Genomic DNA, 16009 nt, shown 5'->3' with positions numbered 1-16009 from the left:
AAAGAATGTTACCACAAGCGACTCATTTTGCTTATACAAAAATCAGCATTTGATATAACCGTCAAATCGGGTATAATCCGCCTCCGATAATTTATATCCGTTCTTTTACATCCAGGGGATTTGCAATGCTTCCAATGCATACCATTGCTGTGCGCGCTGCTCGCGCTGCCGGCCAAACTATTGTACGCGCCTATGCGGAACTAGACCGTATAGAAGTCACCTCTAAAGGTGTTAACGACTACGTAAGTAACGTAGACAAGGAAGCTGAAGCTGCAATCACGTATCAGATCCGTAAGGCTTACCCAGACCACACTATTATTGGTGAAGAGACTGGTGAGAACAAAGGAACTAACAAAGATTACGTATGGATTGTCGACCCTCTGGATGGCACTAATAACTTCGTAAGAGGTATTCCTCACTTTGCTGTATCTATTGCGATGCAGTTCAAAGGTAAAACCGAAGTCGCTGTTGTTTACGATCCTATTCGCGACGAGTTGTTCTCTGCTGTTCGTGGTAAATTCGCTAAACTTAACGATTTCCGCATCCGTGTTAAGAGCAAAGAGTTAAGCGAAACCATCATCGGCACTGGCTTCCCATTCAAAGCTAAGCAACACACTGAAACTTACATGAAGTTGTTTGCAGCAGCATTTACTCAGTCTGCGGACTTACGTCGCGCTGGTTCTGCAGCTCTTGATCTTGCTTACCTTGCTGCTGGCCGTTTAGATGGTTTCTTTGAAATTGGTCTAAAGCCGTGGGATATCGCTGCTGGCGATCTGATCGTACGTGAAGCTGGCGGTACTGTTACTGACTTTACTGGTAACCACAACTACCTAGTGTCAGGTAACATTGTTGCTGGTTCTCCAAAGATAACAACAGCACTTGTTAAGACATTCCGCCCACTATTGAGCGAAGCACTTAAACGTTAATCTGTTTAAGTTGACGATAATAACCGCCTATTAAGGCGGTTTTTTTATGCCTAAAATTCAAAACTGACAGTAATGCTCTAAACTCTTATTACCTAAGAAAATTTCCTTTGGTATTACAAAGACAAATATCAAACGCAATTGTGAACAACATCACACAGCGAATGTCACAACTTTTCCATTTACTGGTACCATTTATCAAACGACTGCATTAGGGAGCATCATGGATAAAATGTATCGAAAATATGGTATTACAAGCATCAAAGCCATAGAACATCTAGTATTGATTATTATTGCCATCGCCACTGTCGTCGCGATTGGGCAAGAGATTAAACATATATTTGATGTAGGGGCGGTTACGCTTGCCGATCTATTATTATTGTTTATTTACTTGGAAGTACTGGCGATGGTGTCGCATTACGCTGAATCAGGCAAACTGCCTATCCGTATGCCGCTATACATTGCTATTGTTGCGCTGGCGCGTTATTTGATTCTGGATATGAAGGCGATGGATGATTGGCGAATTGCTGCCATCTCATTGTCTACGCTTATCCTAGCAGGCACCGTTATTGTGATCCGCTGGGGCCAATTAAAACTGCCTTACCCACGTCGCAAAGAAGACGAACTGTAAACCAAAACGCTCGAAGCCCTCTTCGAGCGTTTTAATTCTGGGATCAAAAAACCTAGCTTAAAATACAGCAACGACTACTTTATGTGATAGCGTTATTGTATAAGCTATTACATTTACAGTTAAACAGACATTGTATGTAAACACTGCTACATCAAGATGATTGAGAAAAGTAAACAAAGGAATGAGGAAATAGTATGGAAAACTATCAAGAAGAAAGACGGACCTCAAAAAGACTCGACATGGAAGGTGAATCAGTCGCGATCAAAGTGCATGATGATATTAACCCACAATTGAACTCCGCTATTTGCATCGATCTTTCACGTCACGGCGCTCTGCTAAAGCACAAACAAGAGATTGCGTTAGGAAGTTTAATAGAGATCACCTTTAATGAAGGCTGCGATAACCAAAACACCATAAAGGGACAAGTTTGTCGCTGCACAAATCCTGAAGAATTAACCTTCCATATCGCTTTACAGCTTATTTAATGCTTCACAAAAAAGAGCCTTTGCTGGAAACAAAACAAGCCTAACATTGTTAGGCTTGTTGGTTAGAACATGCTGGCGCAGGGGTTCACAATAACGAGGCTTCTATGGGTAAGCTCGCTGAGGTGACTAAAGCTAACCTACCAAATCATTAAAATTAAGCTCTGGTTTAAAAAACCATTCTATCGTTAATGATTACAGATCCTATCTGCAGCGGTCTCGATACCATTTTCAGAGTGGATAAACTTGCCTTTTTTCTCTAAAAAAGCGATTAACTCATCAGCATTCATCTCTTGAGCCGAGCATGTGTGATAATGAGCCTGCTCACCAAACTCTTTGTGCATAAGTGCCTTAAGTGCTTCTTTGGTTAATGATTGACCGTGAGCAAGCATAAGCTCCATTACTTGGTGACCATGGATAGATTCTGACATATTCCCTCTTTAATAAGCTGCATATATTAGGCGTTTTATACGCTATCTAAGAGCACAAAACTTTGACCTGGTTAGCACTCACGCCATTCCTACTCAATTTTTGTAGGAAAATAGCCATGATGCACACTATATTAAGTATTTGATTTTGCATAAACCGCGTAAACTAGCTATCGGCAGCTTCGTTGATGATAACCAAGTCTATACAGCTAATATCACATTACTATTCAAAGTGAGTTTTTCATGTCGCTAATTTTGTTACTTACACAGCAGATGAGCCTGTATATGGTAATTGTTTACCTTGTGAGTAAAACTCCCTTCTTTAAAGTCTTCACCGAAGCCGCGACTCGCTTACCACATAAAATTTATATCTATTTCATTTTCTCAGGCTTTTGCATCATGGCCACCTACTTTGGTGAGCAAACCAATGACGCCATTGCCAATACTCGAGCGATGGGCGCCGTACTCGGAGGATTACTCGGAGGCCCCGTCACAGGCTTATTAGTTGGCCTGACGGGCGGATTACACCGTTACAGCATGGGTGGTTTTACCGATTTGGCCTGTGCTATCTCTACAACACTAGAAGGTTTTTCTGCGGGCTTATTTAGCTACTATCTACGTAGAATTGGCCAACAGGAGCTTATCTATTCGCCACTGATGGTATGCATCATTACCTTTGCAGCCGAAGTCATGCAGATGCTAATTATTTTGTTGGTAGCAAAACCATTTACTGACGCTTGGGTTTTAGTGGAACAAATTGCGCTACCAATGCTACTGATTAACTCCATAGGTGCAGCGCTATTTATGAGCATTATCCGCGACCAAAAAGCCATGTATGACAAGATGTCATCGGTATTTTCGACCCAATCTCTACGTATTGCAGAGCGGAGTGTTGGTATTCTATCTACCGGATTTAACGAAGAAACAAGCAAGCAAGTGGCACAAATTGTAATCGAGGAAACCCAAGTCGGCGCAGTTGCAATCACCGACACTGAAAAGCTTCTAGCCTTTATCGGCATTGGTGACGATCACCATATCGCTGGCACTCCTATCTCTTCGAAAATAACTCAAGATGCCATTGAGCAAGACAGAGTCATGTTCGCAGATGGTGTCAATGTCCCCTACTCCTGCTCAATATCAAACAATTGTCAGCTAGGGTCCAGCTTAGTGATCCCGCTTAGATCTGATGCCGAAGTCATCGGAACCATCAAACTGTACGAGCCGAAGAAAAAGCTGTTTCTCAATATCAATAAAACCTTAGGCGAAGGTCTCGGCCGACTACTATCAAACCAGATCCTTTATGGCCGCTTTGCCGCTCAGCAAAACTTACTCACTCAAGCCGAGCTTAAATTATTGCAGGCTCAAGTAAATCCACACTTTTTATTTAATGCCTTAAATACTATCGCAGCAATTATCCGCCGCGATCCCGATACGGCGCGTCAACTTATTCAGAATCTATCACAATTTTTGCGGATCAACTTAAAACGCACCACAGGCCTCGTCACGCTAGCCGACGAACTTGAGCATATCGACTCCTACCTGACTATCGAAAAAGCACGCTTTATCGATAAGTTAACGGTCAATATCGATATTCCAAAATCTTTATTGCACTGCAAACTTCCTGCCTTTACCCTGCAGCCAATCATCGAGAATGCGGTCAAACACGGCACTTCAAACATGCTAAGTTCAGGCATCATCACGGTTAAAGGTGAGCAACTCCCCGATGAGACATTACTGCTTTCTGTCACAGACAATGCAGGCCTTTATAAACCCAAGACCGATAGCGAAGGGTTAGGCATGAATATCGTCGATAAGCGAATTCAAAACATGTTTGGCGCTCAGTTCGGTATTGCCATTGAGTTTGAGCCGAACCAATACACTACAATCAGTATTCACCTACCTATAATGGGATCTTAAACCTTGATTAGCTGCATCATAATTGACGACGAACCTTACGCCAGAGACGAGCTTGCGATTTTGCTTGAGAATGAACCTGACTTTGAAGTGTTAGCTCAATGCAGCAATGCCGTAGAGGCTATGCAAGCCATTACAAAATTTAAACCTCAGCTAATCTTCTTAGATATTCAGATGCCGAAGATATCAGGCCTTGAGCTTGCAACGATGCTGGATCCTGATAACTTACCAAGAATCGTGTTTGTGACAGCATTTGATGAATACGCCATCACAGCATTTGAGAAACAGGCTTTCGATTACCTATTGAAACCGATTGAAGATACTCGCTTTGCTAATACCTTAGCGCGATTGCGTAAAGATTTGACGCCGAAACTACTGGGCCCTATCGCCAGCAAGAAGCTTGAGCATATTCCCTGCTTTTGTGGCAACAGATTAAAGGTCGTAGCAACCGACTCGGTGCAATTTATTTATAGCGATATGAGCGGCGTGCACGTTGTAACCAGCAACGAACTTGTACATACCCATATGACACTCAGAGTACTGGAGGAAAAAACCTCACTCATCTATTGTCACCGGCAGTATTTAATCGCCCCGACAGCCATTGCCGAAATCGAACTGCAAGAGGCTGGCGCCGAGGTAACAACACGCTCTGGCGCTAAGGTTCCTGTATCTAGGCGCTACTTGAAGCAACTCAAACAACTTTTTGGGTTCCAGTAACGATAAAAAGTTCAACCGCTAAGGTCAGCATACAACCACTGACCTTAGCAATTTGACCGCTTAGCTATTTGCAACTTTCCGAAGCCATAAATAAGTTTACACTCCGCACAATTTTAAGTTTAGCGAGTTAATATTATGACATGGTTTTTTCTATGCATCGGTCTGTTAATCGGTGGCTATTTTATTTATGGCGCATTTGTCGAAAAGGTTTTTGGCATCAATACAAAGCGTCAAACCCCAGCTTTCACCAAGACTGACGGTGTCGATTACGTCCCTATCTCTAAAGGTAAAGTTTACCTAATCCAGTTACTCAATATTGCAGGTGTAGGACCCATCTTCGGCCCTATCCTGGGTGCACTTTACGGCCCTGCAGCGATGCTTTGGATCGTACTCGGTTGTATTTTTGCTGGTGCCGTTCACGATTACTTCTCTGGCATGCTATCAATACGTAACAACGGCGAGTCAGTACCAAGCCTTGCCGGTAAATACCTAGGTAAAGGTGCTAAGCACTTTATGAACGTGTTTGCGATTATCTTGCTGCTATTAGTTGGTGTGGTATTTATATCAGCTCCAGCTGGCCTTTTAGCTAAGCTGACAGGTTGGGATTTAAGCATTTTCGTTGGTATCATCTTCGTATATTACTTGCTCGCAACAATCGTTCCTGTAGACAAGATTATTGGTCGTCTATACCCCTTCTTTGGCGCATTACTGGTGTTCATGTCAGTTGGTTTAACTATCGCGTTGATTGTTTCTAGTGAACATACCTTACTTCCTGGTGTTGAAGCAGGTGACTTCCTAACCAACCTTAATCCGAACGATATGCCATTATGGCCAGCCCTATTCATCACCATCGCTTGTGGTGCAATTTCTGGTTTCCACGCAACTCAATCACCCCTCATGGCACGTTGTGTTGAAAACGAGTCGAATGGCCGCTTTGTATTCTACGGCGCAATGATTGGTGAAGGTATTATCGCACTTATCTGGTGTGCTATTGCCTTGTCTTTCTTCGGCGGTGTTGAAGGCTTAAATGCTGGCATGGCGGGTAACCCTGCAAACGTGGTTTACGAAGCATCTACTGGTCTTCTAGGCGCAGTAGGCGGATTCTTAGCGGTATTGGGTGTAATCGTATTGCCTATCACCTCGGGTGACACCGCGTTCCGTAGTGCTCGTCTGATTTTGGCTGAGTTCTTCAAAATGCCACAAACAGAGCTACCAAAGCGTTTAATGTTTGCCATCCCACTATTTGTTGCAGGTGCATTACTTACTCAAGTCGATTTTGGTGTCATTTGGCGTTACTTCGGTGTAGCAAACCAAGCTACCGCGGTAATGATGTTATGGACAGCTTCTGCTTATCTACTTCGTCATAATAAGTTCCACTGGATCTGTACAGCTCCAGCCATGTTTATGACTACCGTTGTAATTAGCTTCCTACTCAGCTCACCAACGCTAGGTGCTGGTTTACCAATGACTATATCGACAGTTGCAGGTATCGTATCAACCCTCATCATTGCTGGTTTGATTATTGTAAAAACTAAAGGCAAAGGTGAAATAGAGGTTGTAGCTGAAGAGGCTTAATCGAAATTTGATTTGAAGTGTAAAAAAGCCAGTCATTTGACTGGCTTTTTAATACCCATAATTTGGGTTGCTCGCTAATATCGCCGCGGATTGGGTAAGCTTACTTATCGCCTTTGAGTAGTTCAGGCTCAACCAGTACGCTGTTATCATTATCAGAGATCCAGATCTGCCCTTCACAGATATTAAACTGCAAAGACATATTGCGACCCACTAATTGCCCCATCGCTTTAACTGAGTCCTCTGGAATATTCCAAACGGTTAAGTTGTCATAACGCTCAAATGCTGCTTCATTTTGTTTCCACCAGATAGGCACACTACGACCACCATAAGTGATCAGTTGCACTTCTTTAGCACGGCCACAAGCCTTACGCAGCCACTTCTCATCGCTTTGACCAAACTCAACCCAAAGGTTAATTTCATCTGATAAAGACTTATCCCAAAGTTCTGGCTCGTCATCAACACACAGTCCTTTACTAAACGTCAGTGAGTCACTGGCGTTCATGGCAAAAGCAAGTAATCTGACCATCATGCGCTCATCGGTTTCTGACGGGTGCTGTGCAACGGTCAATTGATGATCTTGATAATAGCCACGATCCATATCGGCGATTTGGATTGCAATTTTATATACGGTAGCTTTTTTAGCCATTAGGAGTGTTTCACAAAAGAGTTTGCGCCAAGTCTACCTCAAATCAAGCGATGAGCACACAATCGAGAATTAAAAACTCCCCATACCAATACGCACTCTCATTATCTCCTGAAAGCGAATACCCATCGATATCGGTGTTCGTAAGTTAGAGTTAAAAGCTACCTGGCTTTAAATACTTGGCATTAGGAAAGCGACGAGCTAAACCTAAAACCTCATCTGTATCGCCATAGACTAGGCATGATTCGCCTGCAGCGAGTCGTAGCCCAATGCTCTCATCATTATAAGAGCAAGAAAAACTCGCATCTCGCCTTAGCAATTCGTTAAGCTCAAAAGGCACAGGTTGTTTTGAATAGGTGACTTCAATTTTCTGTAGATAGGGCATAGCGCCAATAGGTAATAAGTCTGCGGGAGTACTGCAATCAATCAAGACTAACTCCCCTATTGATGACTTAGAAGCAAAACTCTCTTGGTAATGACGTTCAGTTTCCGAGTCAAAGCGGGAAGCATTGCGATTAAAAAACTGCTCCCAGAATACCCTTCGATGCTTAAAAACCGGTATGCGTTGCTGTACTTCTTCTCGACGCTCAGCAATAAAGTCAAACAGCGGTGTAATAGAAAGTGGCAACCAAGACTCTAAACGGGATCTAAGCTCTCTAGCATAAACTGGCGCAGCGCCCGCCGTACTGATGGCAATTTGTAATCGACCTCTGTCGACAATTGACGGGGTGATAAAACGGCAAAACTTAGGGTTATCGACAACATTAGCCCAGATCCCTTGCGTTTTAGCTATTTCAGCAAGACGCTCATTGAGCGCGGTATTGGCAGTGCAAAGGTAAACTAAATCGCAGTCTTTAATATCTGACTCATTGACCGCTCGCAGCGCAAGGCTAATACGCTTGCTCTGTGCGTAATTGAGAACATCTTGGCATGCATCAATGGCAATAACCCTAATATTCGCATCTGTTCTGCTAAGCAGATCGAGTTTGCAGCTGGCAACATCACCAGCCCCAACTATAAGTACTTTAAGTGATTGAGTATCTATAAATAGCGGAAAATATTGCATTGATGAGCTGTACCTTTGCGATAGTTTACGACTTGTTTAGTCGTGTTCTATCGGCAATTTTCGCTCAAGCCACGCTTTATAACCACCCGCCAACGATACCACTTTCGAATAACCCATAACTTGAAGGTTATTTGCAGCCAGTGCTGAACGATAGCCACCGCCACAATACAAAACCAATGGGCTTTGTTTATCGGGAAAACGCGTTTCAATGTCTCTCTCGATAATACCACGTCCTAGGTGTTGTGAATTAGGTAAGCGGCCTTGTTGCCACTCCGAGTCTTCTCGAACGTCAAGTAAATCCCAGCCTGCCATCGACTGATATTGCTCAACTGTCACTTCGGTGATCTGAGGTAAAATACTTTCTACTAAAGCTAAAAACGCCGGATTATGTTTCATTAACTGTATTTCTCACTGCGTTCGGCACTGCAATTCCAGCAGAGCTCGAAACTTGATTCATTAATTTCATGGCAATTGACACACTTCCATGTGGGACATTGCGCATTTAGTGATGCCATTTGAGTCTTAGCATTTTCATATTGACTCTCTGCGACCCAAAGCTCAACATTTTGAATACCCGTTGGTAATTCGCCAACACCACCCAATAGCGCCTCTCCTTTTAACTCAACCTGTATGCCACTAGACTCCAGCATACCCTTCCAGGTATGAGCCTCTAGCAGATTCCCTGCTGCAACTAATCGTGTTTGCTCTTCCATGTTATTTCCTACTGCTATTGCTCTATTTGGCAAATTTAGGGTTAAGACACTATAAGCGCTATTTAAAAAATAGGTTTACATGCTAACGCTAAATCATCAAGCCTGTCGAGCGCTGCTTTTTCGAACAGCAGAAAATACTTAGCCTAGGCAGAATAGATGGGGTTTATACTCGTTTTTACAAAAAATTAAAGATAATTGCCATCCAATAGCGCATAAAAAAGCCACCTCAACGGTGGCTTTTTTACGCTTATACCGATTAAGGCATCAATGCGTCTTGATCTGCACCTTCTTTCTCGATTTCAACAGGCATCATGTGTTCACGATTAATGCCTAGCTTGATAGCCAAGAAGCTCGCCACATAGATTGACGAGAAGGTACCCACAAAAATACCCATCAGCAATGCAGTCGCAAAGCCGTGGATCATTGTGCCACCTTTAAGGAACAAAGCGACAACCACAACCAAAGTTGTACCAGTTGTAATAATAGTACGACTCATGGTCTGAGTGATTGAAATATTAACCACTTCTTCAGGCGTACTCTTACGCAACTTTAGGAAGTTCTCTCGAATACGGTCAAATACCACGATAGTATCGTTAAGCGAGTAACCCACAACGGTTAACAAACCGGCTAATACCGTTAGATCGAACTCAAGCTGTAACAGCGAAAATACGCCTAAAGTAACGATAATATCGTGCGCGAGTGCCGCAACCGAACCAACTGCTAAACGCCATTCAAATCGGAATGACACATAGATCAGAATACAGATTAGCGCGACTAAAACCGCTAACCCGCCCTGCTCGGCAAGTTCTTTACCTACCTGTGGTCCAACAAATTCGACACGCTTTTGAATAACCGATGAATCAAGCTTAGTCACGGCATCCATGACGTCGTTAACTTGATCTACGCTCTTAAAATCATCTTTTACAGGAAGACGAATAAGCACGTCGCGGCTAGAACCAAAGTTCTGTACCACGGCGCCACCAACAGCCTCTGTAGAAAGGTTAGTGCGAATCGCACTTAGGTTAGCTGGCTTAGAAAACTCAAGCTCTACAACCGTACCGCCAGTAAAGTCTAGGCCCCAGTTAATACCTTTTGTCGCTAAGGTAGCAATTGAGCCTAGCACTAATACAGCAGAGAATATGCTGATTGGCAGTGCATGGCGCAGGAAGTTGACTGTGCCTTTAACATTTAAAATCTGTAACATTATCAACTTCCCCTTAAATAGACAGTTTCTTCACGCGTTTACCACCCCAGATCGCGTTCACGATTGAACGAGTACCTACGATACAAGTAAACATAGAAGTGGCGATACCGATCATTAGGGTTACCGCGAAGCCTTTCACTGCACCTGTACCCACAGCAAATAAGATAAGCGCTGTCATAAAGGTAGTGATGTTCGCATCGGCGATAGTTGAGAATGCGTTACCGTATCCTTCATGAATCGCTTGCTGTACGCTACGACCATTACGCAGTTCTTCACGAATACGCTCGTAAATCAGCACGTTACCATCAACCGCCATACCGACTGTTAACACCATACCGGCAATACCTGGCAGAGTTAGCACAGCTCCTGGGATCATAGACATCACGCCCACAACCATCACTAAGTTAGCGGTTAGCGCAAGGTTTGCGATTAGGCCGAAACCACGGTAGTAAACCAACATGAAGATTAAGACAACAGCCATACCCCAGATCATCGCTTGCATACCGTTTTCGATATTTTCCTGACCTAGGCTTGGACCAATGGTACGTTCTTCAACAATATAAACAGGGGCAATTAGCGCACCAGCACGTAGCAATAACGCTAGGTTCTGTGCTTCTGCATGCTCAAGACCTGTGATAACAAAGTTACGACCAAGACGCGCTTGAATGGTAGCAACCGAAATCACTTCTTCAATCTTCTTCATCTTAACGCTGCCGTCGGCATTCTTTTCACCGGTATCTTTATACTCGATAAATAGCGTTGCCATCGGGTTACCGATGTTATCTTTAGTGACATTAGAGAAGATTGAACCACCTTTAGCATCAAGGTTAATTGATACTTGAGGACGGCTATATTCATCGAAACTTGGCTGCGCACCTTGAATATGATCACCGGTCAACATAACCGCTTTCTTCAATACGACTGGACCACCTGTGCGGCGCTGATAAAGCTCAGAACCAGCAGGTACTCGGCCACTCATCGCAGCTTGAACATCGGCTTTTTGGTCAACCATGTGGAATTCAATCGATGCTGTCGCACTTAAAATCTCTTTTGCGCGCGCAGTATCTTGAACACCTGGTAGCTCAACAATAATACGTTCAGCACCTTGACGCTGCACAACAGGCTCCGCCACACCTAACTCGTTTACACGGTTACGCAGTGTGGTGATGTTTTGCTGTAGTGCTTCTTCTTTCACTTGCTTTAAATAAGCTTCACTTGGATTAGCAACAAGGACATAGTCATCGCCTACAGTCTTGTCAACGAAGACCATGTCATTGCTGCGAGACTTAAGAAAGTTTTCTGCTTTCGTTAAAGTCTCGGCATCGCGAAACTTAATCTCGATGCCTTTGGCGCCATTACGAATACCCGCGTAGCGAATTTTCTCAGCTCGTAAATCAGTTCTGAAGTCTGCAACCTTGGCTTCGCTCATCTTTCGAAGCGCTTCGCCCATATCCACTTCCATCAAGAAGTGAACACCACCACGTAAGTCCAAACCTAGCTTCATAGGCGAACCGCCCATGGCCTCTAACCACTCTGGTGTGGCTGGTGCTAAGTTCAATGCTACGGTGTACTTGTCGCCTAACGCATCGCTAATGATTTCTTTAGCAACTAATTGCTCTTCACCATTGTTTAAGCGTACTAACAACTGACCATTTTCAAGCTCGGAACGCTTAACAGCGATACCTTTGCTCTTTAATACTTCATTTACTGTCGACAGAGTCGACGCTGAGACCTCTGCTCCTCGAGTCGCAACCACTTGAACTGCGTGGTCTTCTCCGAAAAGGTTTGGTATCGCATAGAATCCACCTATGGCGATAATGACTATCACCATTAGGTTTTTCCACATCGGGTATTTATTTAACACGCCATCGCCCTCTTGGCTTAAAGTGACTTAATAGAGCCTTTTGGCAATACGGCCGCGATATAATCCTTCTTAATCGTGATTTCGCTAGTCTCGTTGATGGTCAACAACACGTAGTCATTTTCATCACTGATCTTAGCGATCTTGCCTAGAATACCGCCGCTTGTTAACACTTCGTCACCCTTGCTCAACGAGCTCATTAGGTTCTTGTGCTCTTTAACGCGCTTAGATTGTGGACGGAAAATCATGAAGTAAAAAATTAGGCCAAAAATGACCAACATGAAAATCAATTCCATCGTGCCACCAGCGCCGCCAACAGGTGCATCAGCTGCATATGCGTTTGAAATAAACATAGTATTCTCTTCTTGTCTGAGTAAAAATTAATCGGTTAATTCAGGTACTTCAGGTACTTCTCGACCTTGGCTGGTATAGAATTCCGTAACAAAGGCGTCTAATGTACCTGTCTCGATAGCGCCACGCAAACCTTCCATCAATCTTTGGTAATAACGAAGGTTATGAATGGTGTTTAATCGAGCACCCAAAATTTCATTACAACGATCTAAGTGGTAGAGATATGCCCGAGAGTAGTTCTTACAGGTATAACAATCACACTTATCATCGAGTGGTGAAGTATCATCGCGATGACGTGCATTACGGATCTTGATAACGCCTTCACTGGTAAACAGATGACCGTTTCGAGCATTTCGCGTTGGCATAACACAATCGAACATGTCCACACCGCGACGTACGCCTTCAACTAAATCTTCAGGTTTACCAACCCCCATCAAATAACGTGGTTTATCAGCCGGAATTTTTGGACAAACATGCTCAAGAATACGGTGCATGTCTTCCTTTGGCTCGCCAACTGCTAAACCACCAACAGCGTATCCATCAAAACCAATATCGACTAAACCGTTTAAGCTTTCGTCGCGTAGATCTTCATAAACACCGCCTTGAATAATACCGAACAGAGAGTTCGGGTTTTCAAGTCTGTCAAACTCATCGCGTGAACGCTGTGCCCAACGAAGTGACATCTGCATCGATTTACGAGCTTCGTCCTCTGTTGCTGGGTACGGTGTACATTCGTCAAAAATCATTACCACATCGCTGCCTAATGAATCTTGAATTTGCATCGACTTTTCTGGATCTAAGAAAATCTTCTCGCCATTAATTGGCGAACGAAAATGCACACCCTCCTCGGTGATCTTACGGATATCACCCAAGCTAAATACTTGGAATCCGCCAGAGTCTGTCAGGATTGGTCGTTGCCAGTTCATAAAGTCGTGTAGATCACCATGCTTGCGCATGATCTCTTCACCTGGACGTAACCATAGGTGGAATGTATTACCAAGCAAGATATCGGCACCAGTAGCGCGCACTTCTTCAGGCGTCATACCTTTAACCGTGCCGTAGGTACCCACAGGCATAAATGCAGGTGTTTCAACCGTGCCGCGTTCAAAAATCAAGCGACCGCGACGGGCACGGCCTTGAGTTGTATCTAATTCAAATTTCATTTTTCACCTCGCCAGAGAAACAGTCTGACCTGAGTCGACTCACCATTGAGCCAAGATTATGACAAACATAAGGGCGAACAATACAGTATCCCCCCGAAATGCCAAAATATGCATTAATAAAGTGCAGATAAAAAAATACCCACTTCATATGAACTGGGTATTTTAAAGCAATTTGGATAATTAGTTCGCTTTTTTGGTCACAAACATGGCGTCGCCATAGCTAAAGAAGCGGTATTTTTGAGCAATCGCGTGCTGATAGGCGTTTTTTACCTCATCGAAACCGGCAAATGCACTCAGCAACATTATCAGAGTCGACTCTGGCAGGTGGAAATTTGTCACCATGGCATCGACCACTTGGAACTGATATCCAGGGTAGATAAAGATATCAGTGTCACCACTAAATGCTTCTAACTGCTCAGGCGAGGCTTTGGCTGCACTTTCGAGTGAACGTACCGATGTGGTACCAACGGCAATAACGCGATTGCCTCTGGTTTTCGTCTCAGCGATTAAATCCACAACATTCTGTGGCACTTCAGCCCACTCCGAATGCATCTTATGATCGAGTATATTATCTACGCGCACAGGTTGGAAGGTACCCGCACCAACGTGTAGGGTCACAAATGCAGTGTTAACACCTTTGTCTTTTAATGCCGCAAGCATGGCATCATCAAAATGCAAACCTGCCGTAGGAGCCGCAACCGCACCAGGGTTTTGATTATAAACCGTTTGGTAACGTTCTTTATCGGCGTCTTCATCGGGTCTATCGATATAAGGCGGCAATGGCATATGGCCGACGTCTTCAAGTACTTCTAAAATCGTTTTATCGCTTTGTAATTCGAGTTCAAACAGGGCGTCATGTCTAGCGACCATTATCATCTCGTAGCCGCCATCTAGGCAGATAATCGAATCGACCTTTGGAGATTTAGAGCAACGAACATGGGCTAAGACTCGCTTGTCATCTAGCATACGCTCAACCAAAATCTCGAGCTTTCCACCAGATTGTTTTTGACCAAACATACGCGCAGGAATGACTCGGGTATTGTTAAATACCATCAAGTCGCCAAGATTGACTTGCTCTAAAATATCGGTGAACTGTAGATCGGTTAGCTCGCCGCTATTACCATCGAGTGACAATAACCGGGACGCTGTTCGCTCGGCCGTAGGGTAACGGGCGATTAACTCGTCAGGGAGTTCAAAAGAAAAATCTGCAACGCGCATGGAAAGTCTCAACTGTGTCTAAATCGGCCGCTAGTCTATGGCCAGAGCAAAAGAAGATCAACAATCCGACCTCAAAAAACCGTCAATATACGCGTTTACAGAAGTAAAGTTTGAATTCTAATTGAATGACTTTAGTTTACTCGGCTGCTTTTTAGCTACATCTGCCGACGATTTCACGTCAAAATCTTCAATTCGATAGCGGTGCTGTTCATAAGGAATATCAATTTTGACTTTTTTACGTCTAACTTGATCATTCTTTGCTAGCTTTTGGGTTAACCAGTTCCACATCATCCTTGATCCTCAAACCGTTTAATTGATGGGTATGTAACAATAAAATGATGCGCATCCTTAAAGAGCACCTAAATTTCGACTTTATATGTAAACTTATCGAGAAAGGATTTCCTTAGCATCACCGCGCATGATAACGTGAAGTATGCGTATTACCAAGTATAAAATATGAACTTTCTTGCACACCTGCACTTAGCAGACAATAGCCAAACTTCATTGGCCGCCAATATCGCTGGAGATTTTGCTAAAGGCAGCATTGAACATTTCCCTAAACATCTCCAACAAGGAATATGGTTACACCGTCAAATAGATCAGCTAACCGATAGTCACGAAATCACTAAAGAGTTGTTATCCATCTTCCCAAAAACATTAACTCGTGCCGCACCCATTATCATCGATCTTAGCTTTGATCATATGTTGGCAAAATACTGGGACGAATACCATCACCAAAGCCTCGAAGAATTTGCAGCTAAAGCGTATGACGCCATTGATGAGTGTAAAGAGCTTCCGCAGCAACTGATATCGATAGCACCAAAAATCCGCCAAGAAAACTGGCTCGTCGGCTATCAAACTCGTGAAGGACTCAATCAAACGCTCGCCTCTGTGGCAAAGCGAGTCTCTAAGCCCGAAATTTTTAACGGGGCACAAGAGTGCGTCAAAAAACTCGATACCGAGATTGAAATCGCCTTTCGAACTTTTTATCCACAACTAATGGCCTACAGCCGCTTATGGACACGCAACACCCCACCTGAATACCTATAAAAAAGCGCGATTTTAAAACCGATGGTGTGGCTCATCCTATATCGCCTATAGTTGAGCCCATTTGGAATCA

18 protein-coding genes are annotated in these 16009 nt (G+C 43.7%); 7 read left to right on the top strand and 11 right to left on the bottom strand.

Features of this window, described 5'->3' with window-relative positions; genetic code table 11:
• The first annotated feature begins 125 nt into the window (after positions 1 to 125).
• The 3 genes from suhB to SHAL_RS08135 all read left to right on the top strand — a co-directional run bounded on the left by suhB (position 126) and on the right by SHAL_RS08135 (position 2039).
• Positions 126 to 926: an inositol-1-monophosphatase gene (gene suhB, locus SHAL_RS08145; protein ID WP_012276673.1), complete on the top strand. Its 801-nt coding sequence runs from the start codon at positions 126 to 128 to the stop codon at positions 924 to 926.
• A gap of 220 nt (positions 927 to 1146) precedes the next feature.
• Positions 1147 to 1554, top strand: coding sequence for a phosphate-starvation-inducible protein PsiE (locus tag SHAL_RS08140; protein WP_012276672.1), 408 nt, complete (start codon positions 1147 to 1149; stop codon positions 1552 to 1554).
• A 194-nt stretch (positions 1555 to 1748) separates the two neighbouring features.
• Positions 1749 to 2039: a PilZ domain-containing protein gene (locus SHAL_RS08135; protein WP_012276671.1), complete on the top strand. Its 291-nt coding sequence runs from the start codon at positions 1749 to 1751 to the stop codon at positions 2037 to 2039.
• 185 nt (positions 2040 to 2224) lie between these two features.
• On the opposite strand, the gene SHAL_RS08130 is transcribed toward SHAL_RS08135, so the two are convergent.
• Positions 2225 to 2467: a YecH family metal-binding protein gene (locus SHAL_RS08130; protein ID WP_012276670.1), complete on the bottom strand. Its 243-nt coding sequence runs from the start codon at positions 2465 to 2467 to the stop codon at positions 2225 to 2227.
• A gap of 240 nt (positions 2468 to 2707) precedes the next feature.
• Between SHAL_RS08130 and SHAL_RS08125 the strand changes: the two genes are divergently transcribed.
• The 3 genes from SHAL_RS08125 to SHAL_RS08115 all read left to right on the top strand — a co-directional run bounded on the left by SHAL_RS08125 (position 2708) and on the right by SHAL_RS08115 (position 6670).
• Positions 2708 to 4381 (top strand): sensor histidine kinase, encoded by a 1674-nt coding sequence (locus SHAL_RS08125; RefSeq protein WP_012276669.1) that lies wholly within the window; start codon positions 2708 to 2710, stop codon positions 4379 to 4381.
• A 3-nt stretch (positions 4382 to 4384) separates the two neighbouring features.
• Positions 4385 to 5095 carry a two-component system response regulator BtsR gene (gene btsR / locus SHAL_RS08120; RefSeq protein WP_012276668.1) on the top strand — a complete coding sequence of 237 codons (711 nt, stop codon included), beginning with the start codon at positions 4385 to 4387 and terminating at the stop codon, positions 5093 to 5095.
• Positions 5096 to 5230: 135 nt separating this feature from the next.
• Positions 5231 to 6670 (top strand): carbon starvation CstA family protein, encoded by a 1440-nt coding sequence (locus tag SHAL_RS08115; RefSeq protein WP_012276667.1) that lies wholly within the window; start codon positions 5231 to 5233, stop codon positions 6668 to 6670.
• A gap of 100 nt (positions 6671 to 6770) precedes the next feature.
• Here the strand turns inward: SHAL_RS08115 and SHAL_RS08110 are convergent, their stop codons facing one another.
• The 10 genes from SHAL_RS08110 to SHAL_RS23230 form a co-directional block, all read right to left on the bottom strand.
• Complete coding sequence (locus tag SHAL_RS08110; RefSeq protein WP_012276666.1) at positions 6771 to 7316, bottom strand: YaeQ family protein; 546 nt, start codon at positions 7314 to 7316, stop codon at positions 6771 to 6773.
• A 151-nt stretch (positions 7317 to 7467) separates the two neighbouring features.
• On the bottom strand, positions 7468 to 8379 hold the full coding sequence (locus SHAL_RS08105) for a precorrin-2 dehydrogenase/sirohydrochlorin ferrochelatase family protein (RefSeq protein ID WP_012276665.1): 912 nt from the start codon (positions 8377 to 8379) through the stop codon (positions 7468 to 7470).
• 36 nt (positions 8380 to 8415) lie between these two features.
• Complete coding sequence (locus tag SHAL_RS08100) at positions 8416 to 8775, bottom strand: rhodanese-like domain-containing protein (RefSeq protein ID WP_012276664.1); 360 nt, start codon at positions 8773 to 8775, stop codon at positions 8416 to 8418.
• Positions 8775 to 9092 (bottom strand): putative signal transducing protein, encoded by a 318-nt coding sequence (locus SHAL_RS08095; RefSeq protein WP_012276663.1) that lies wholly within the window; start codon positions 9090 to 9092, stop codon positions 8775 to 8777. The genes SHAL_RS08100 and SHAL_RS08095 overlap by 1 nt, the downstream gene beginning before the upstream one ends.
• Positions 9093 to 9348: 256 nt before the next feature.
• Positions 9349 to 10296, bottom strand: a complete 948-nt coding sequence (gene secF, locus SHAL_RS08090) for a protein translocase subunit SecF (protein ID WP_012276662.1) — start codon at positions 10294 to 10296, stop codon at positions 9349 to 9351.
• A gap of 13 nt (positions 10297 to 10309) precedes the next feature.
• A complete protein-coding gene (secD, locus tag SHAL_RS08085) occupies positions 10310 to 12160 on the bottom strand; it encodes a protein translocase subunit SecD (RefSeq protein WP_012276661.1) in 1851 nt (616 codons plus the stop codon).
• A 17-nt stretch (positions 12161 to 12177) separates the two neighbouring features.
• Positions 12178 to 12510, bottom strand: coding sequence for a preprotein translocase subunit YajC (gene yajC, locus SHAL_RS08080; protein ID WP_012154722.1), 333 nt, complete (start codon positions 12508 to 12510; stop codon positions 12178 to 12180).
• 27 nt (positions 12511 to 12537) lie between these two features.
• The gene (tgt, locus tag SHAL_RS08075; RefSeq protein WP_012276660.1) at positions 12538 to 13671 is read right to left on the bottom strand and encodes a tRNA guanosine(34) transglycosylase Tgt; all 1134 of its coding nucleotides are present in this window, start codon (positions 13669 to 13671) and stop codon (positions 12538 to 12540) included.
• A gap of 180 nt (positions 13672 to 13851) precedes the next feature.
• Entirely contained in the window at positions 13852 to 14889 is a 1038-nt protein-coding gene (queA, locus tag SHAL_RS08070) for a tRNA preQ1(34) S-adenosylmethionine ribosyltransferase-isomerase QueA (protein ID WP_012276659.1), read from the bottom strand.
• 117 nt (positions 14890 to 15006) lie between these two features.
• Complete coding sequence (locus SHAL_RS23230; protein ID WP_012276658.1) at positions 15007 to 15180, bottom strand: hypothetical protein; 174 nt, start codon at positions 15178 to 15180, stop codon at positions 15007 to 15009.
• Positions 15181 to 15345: 165 nt separating this feature from the next.
• Between SHAL_RS23230 and SHAL_RS08065 the strand changes: the two genes are divergently transcribed.
• Positions 15346 to 15939 (top strand): acyl carrier protein phosphodiesterase, encoded by a 594-nt coding sequence (locus SHAL_RS08065; RefSeq protein ID WP_012276657.1) that lies wholly within the window; start codon positions 15346 to 15348, stop codon positions 15937 to 15939.
• Positions 15940 to 16009 lie beyond the last annotated feature (70 nt).

The organism is Shewanella halifaxensis HAW-EB4 (assembly GCF_000019185.1).
Lineage (GTDB): Bacteria > Pseudomonadota > Gammaproteobacteria > Enterobacterales > Shewanellaceae > Shewanella > Shewanella halifaxensis.
The sequence above is the reverse complement of the archived record's forward strand: the minus strand, read 5'-3'. Positions and strand labels throughout refer to the sequence as shown.

Excerpts from the sequence above, each read along its gene's own strand:
- SHAL_RS08125 (WP_012276669.1), top strand. The coding sequence starts at position 2,708 with ATGTCGCTAATTTTGTTACTTACACAGCAGATGAGCCTGTATATGGTA.
- SHAL_RS08130 (WP_012276670.1), bottom strand. The coding sequence starts at position 2,467 with ATGTCAGAATCTATCCATGGTCACCAAGTAATGGAGCTTATGCTTGCT.
- yajC (WP_012154722.1), bottom strand. The coding sequence starts at position 12,510 with ATGTTTATTTCAAACGCATATGCAGCTGATGCACCTGTTGGCGGCGCT.
- SHAL_RS08140 (WP_012276672.1), top strand. The coding sequence starts at position 1,147 with ATGGATAAAATGTATCGAAAATATGGTATTACAAGCATCAAAGCCATA.
- SHAL_RS08100 (WP_012276664.1), bottom strand. The coding sequence starts at position 8,775 with ATGAAACATAATCCGGCGTTTTTAGCTTTAGTAGAAAGTATTTTACCT.
- SHAL_RS08105 (WP_012276665.1), bottom strand. The coding sequence starts at position 8,379 with ATGCAATATTTTCCGCTATTTATAGATACTCAATCACTTAAAGTACTT.
- SHAL_RS08065 (WP_012276657.1), top strand. The coding sequence starts at position 15,346 with ATGAACTTTCTTGCACACCTGCACTTAGCAGACAATAGCCAAACTTCA.
- SHAL_RS08135 (WP_012276671.1), top strand. The coding sequence starts at position 1,749 with ATGGAAAACTATCAAGAAGAAAGACGGACCTCAAAAAGACTCGACATG.
- tgt (WP_012276660.1), bottom strand. The coding sequence starts at position 13,671 with ATGAAATTTGAATTAGATACAACTCAAGGCCGTGCCCGTCGCGGTCGC.
- SHAL_RS08095 (WP_012276663.1), bottom strand. The coding sequence starts at position 9,092 with ATGGAAGAGCAAACACGATTAGTTGCAGCAGGGAATCTGCTAGAGGCT.
- SHAL_RS08115 (WP_012276667.1), top strand. The coding sequence starts at position 5,231 with ATGACATGGTTTTTTCTATGCATCGGTCTGTTAATCGGTGGCTATTTT.
- SHAL_RS08110 (WP_012276666.1), bottom strand. The coding sequence starts at position 7,316 with ATGGCTAAAAAAGCTACCGTATATAAAATTGCAATCCAAATCGCCGAT.
- secF (WP_012276662.1), bottom strand. The coding sequence starts at position 10,296 with ATGTTACAGATTTTAAATGTTAAAGGCACAGTCAACTTCCTGCGCCAT.
- suhB (WP_012276673.1), top strand. The coding sequence starts at position 126 with ATGCTTCCAATGCATACCATTGCTGTGCGCGCTGCTCGCGCTGCCGGC.
- SHAL_RS23230 (WP_012276658.1), bottom strand. The coding sequence starts at position 15,180 with ATGATGTGGAACTGGTTAACCCAAAAGCTAGCAAAGAATGATCAAGTT.
- queA (WP_012276659.1), bottom strand. The coding sequence starts at position 14,889 with ATGCGCGTTGCAGATTTTTCTTTTGAACTCCCTGACGAGTTAATCGCC.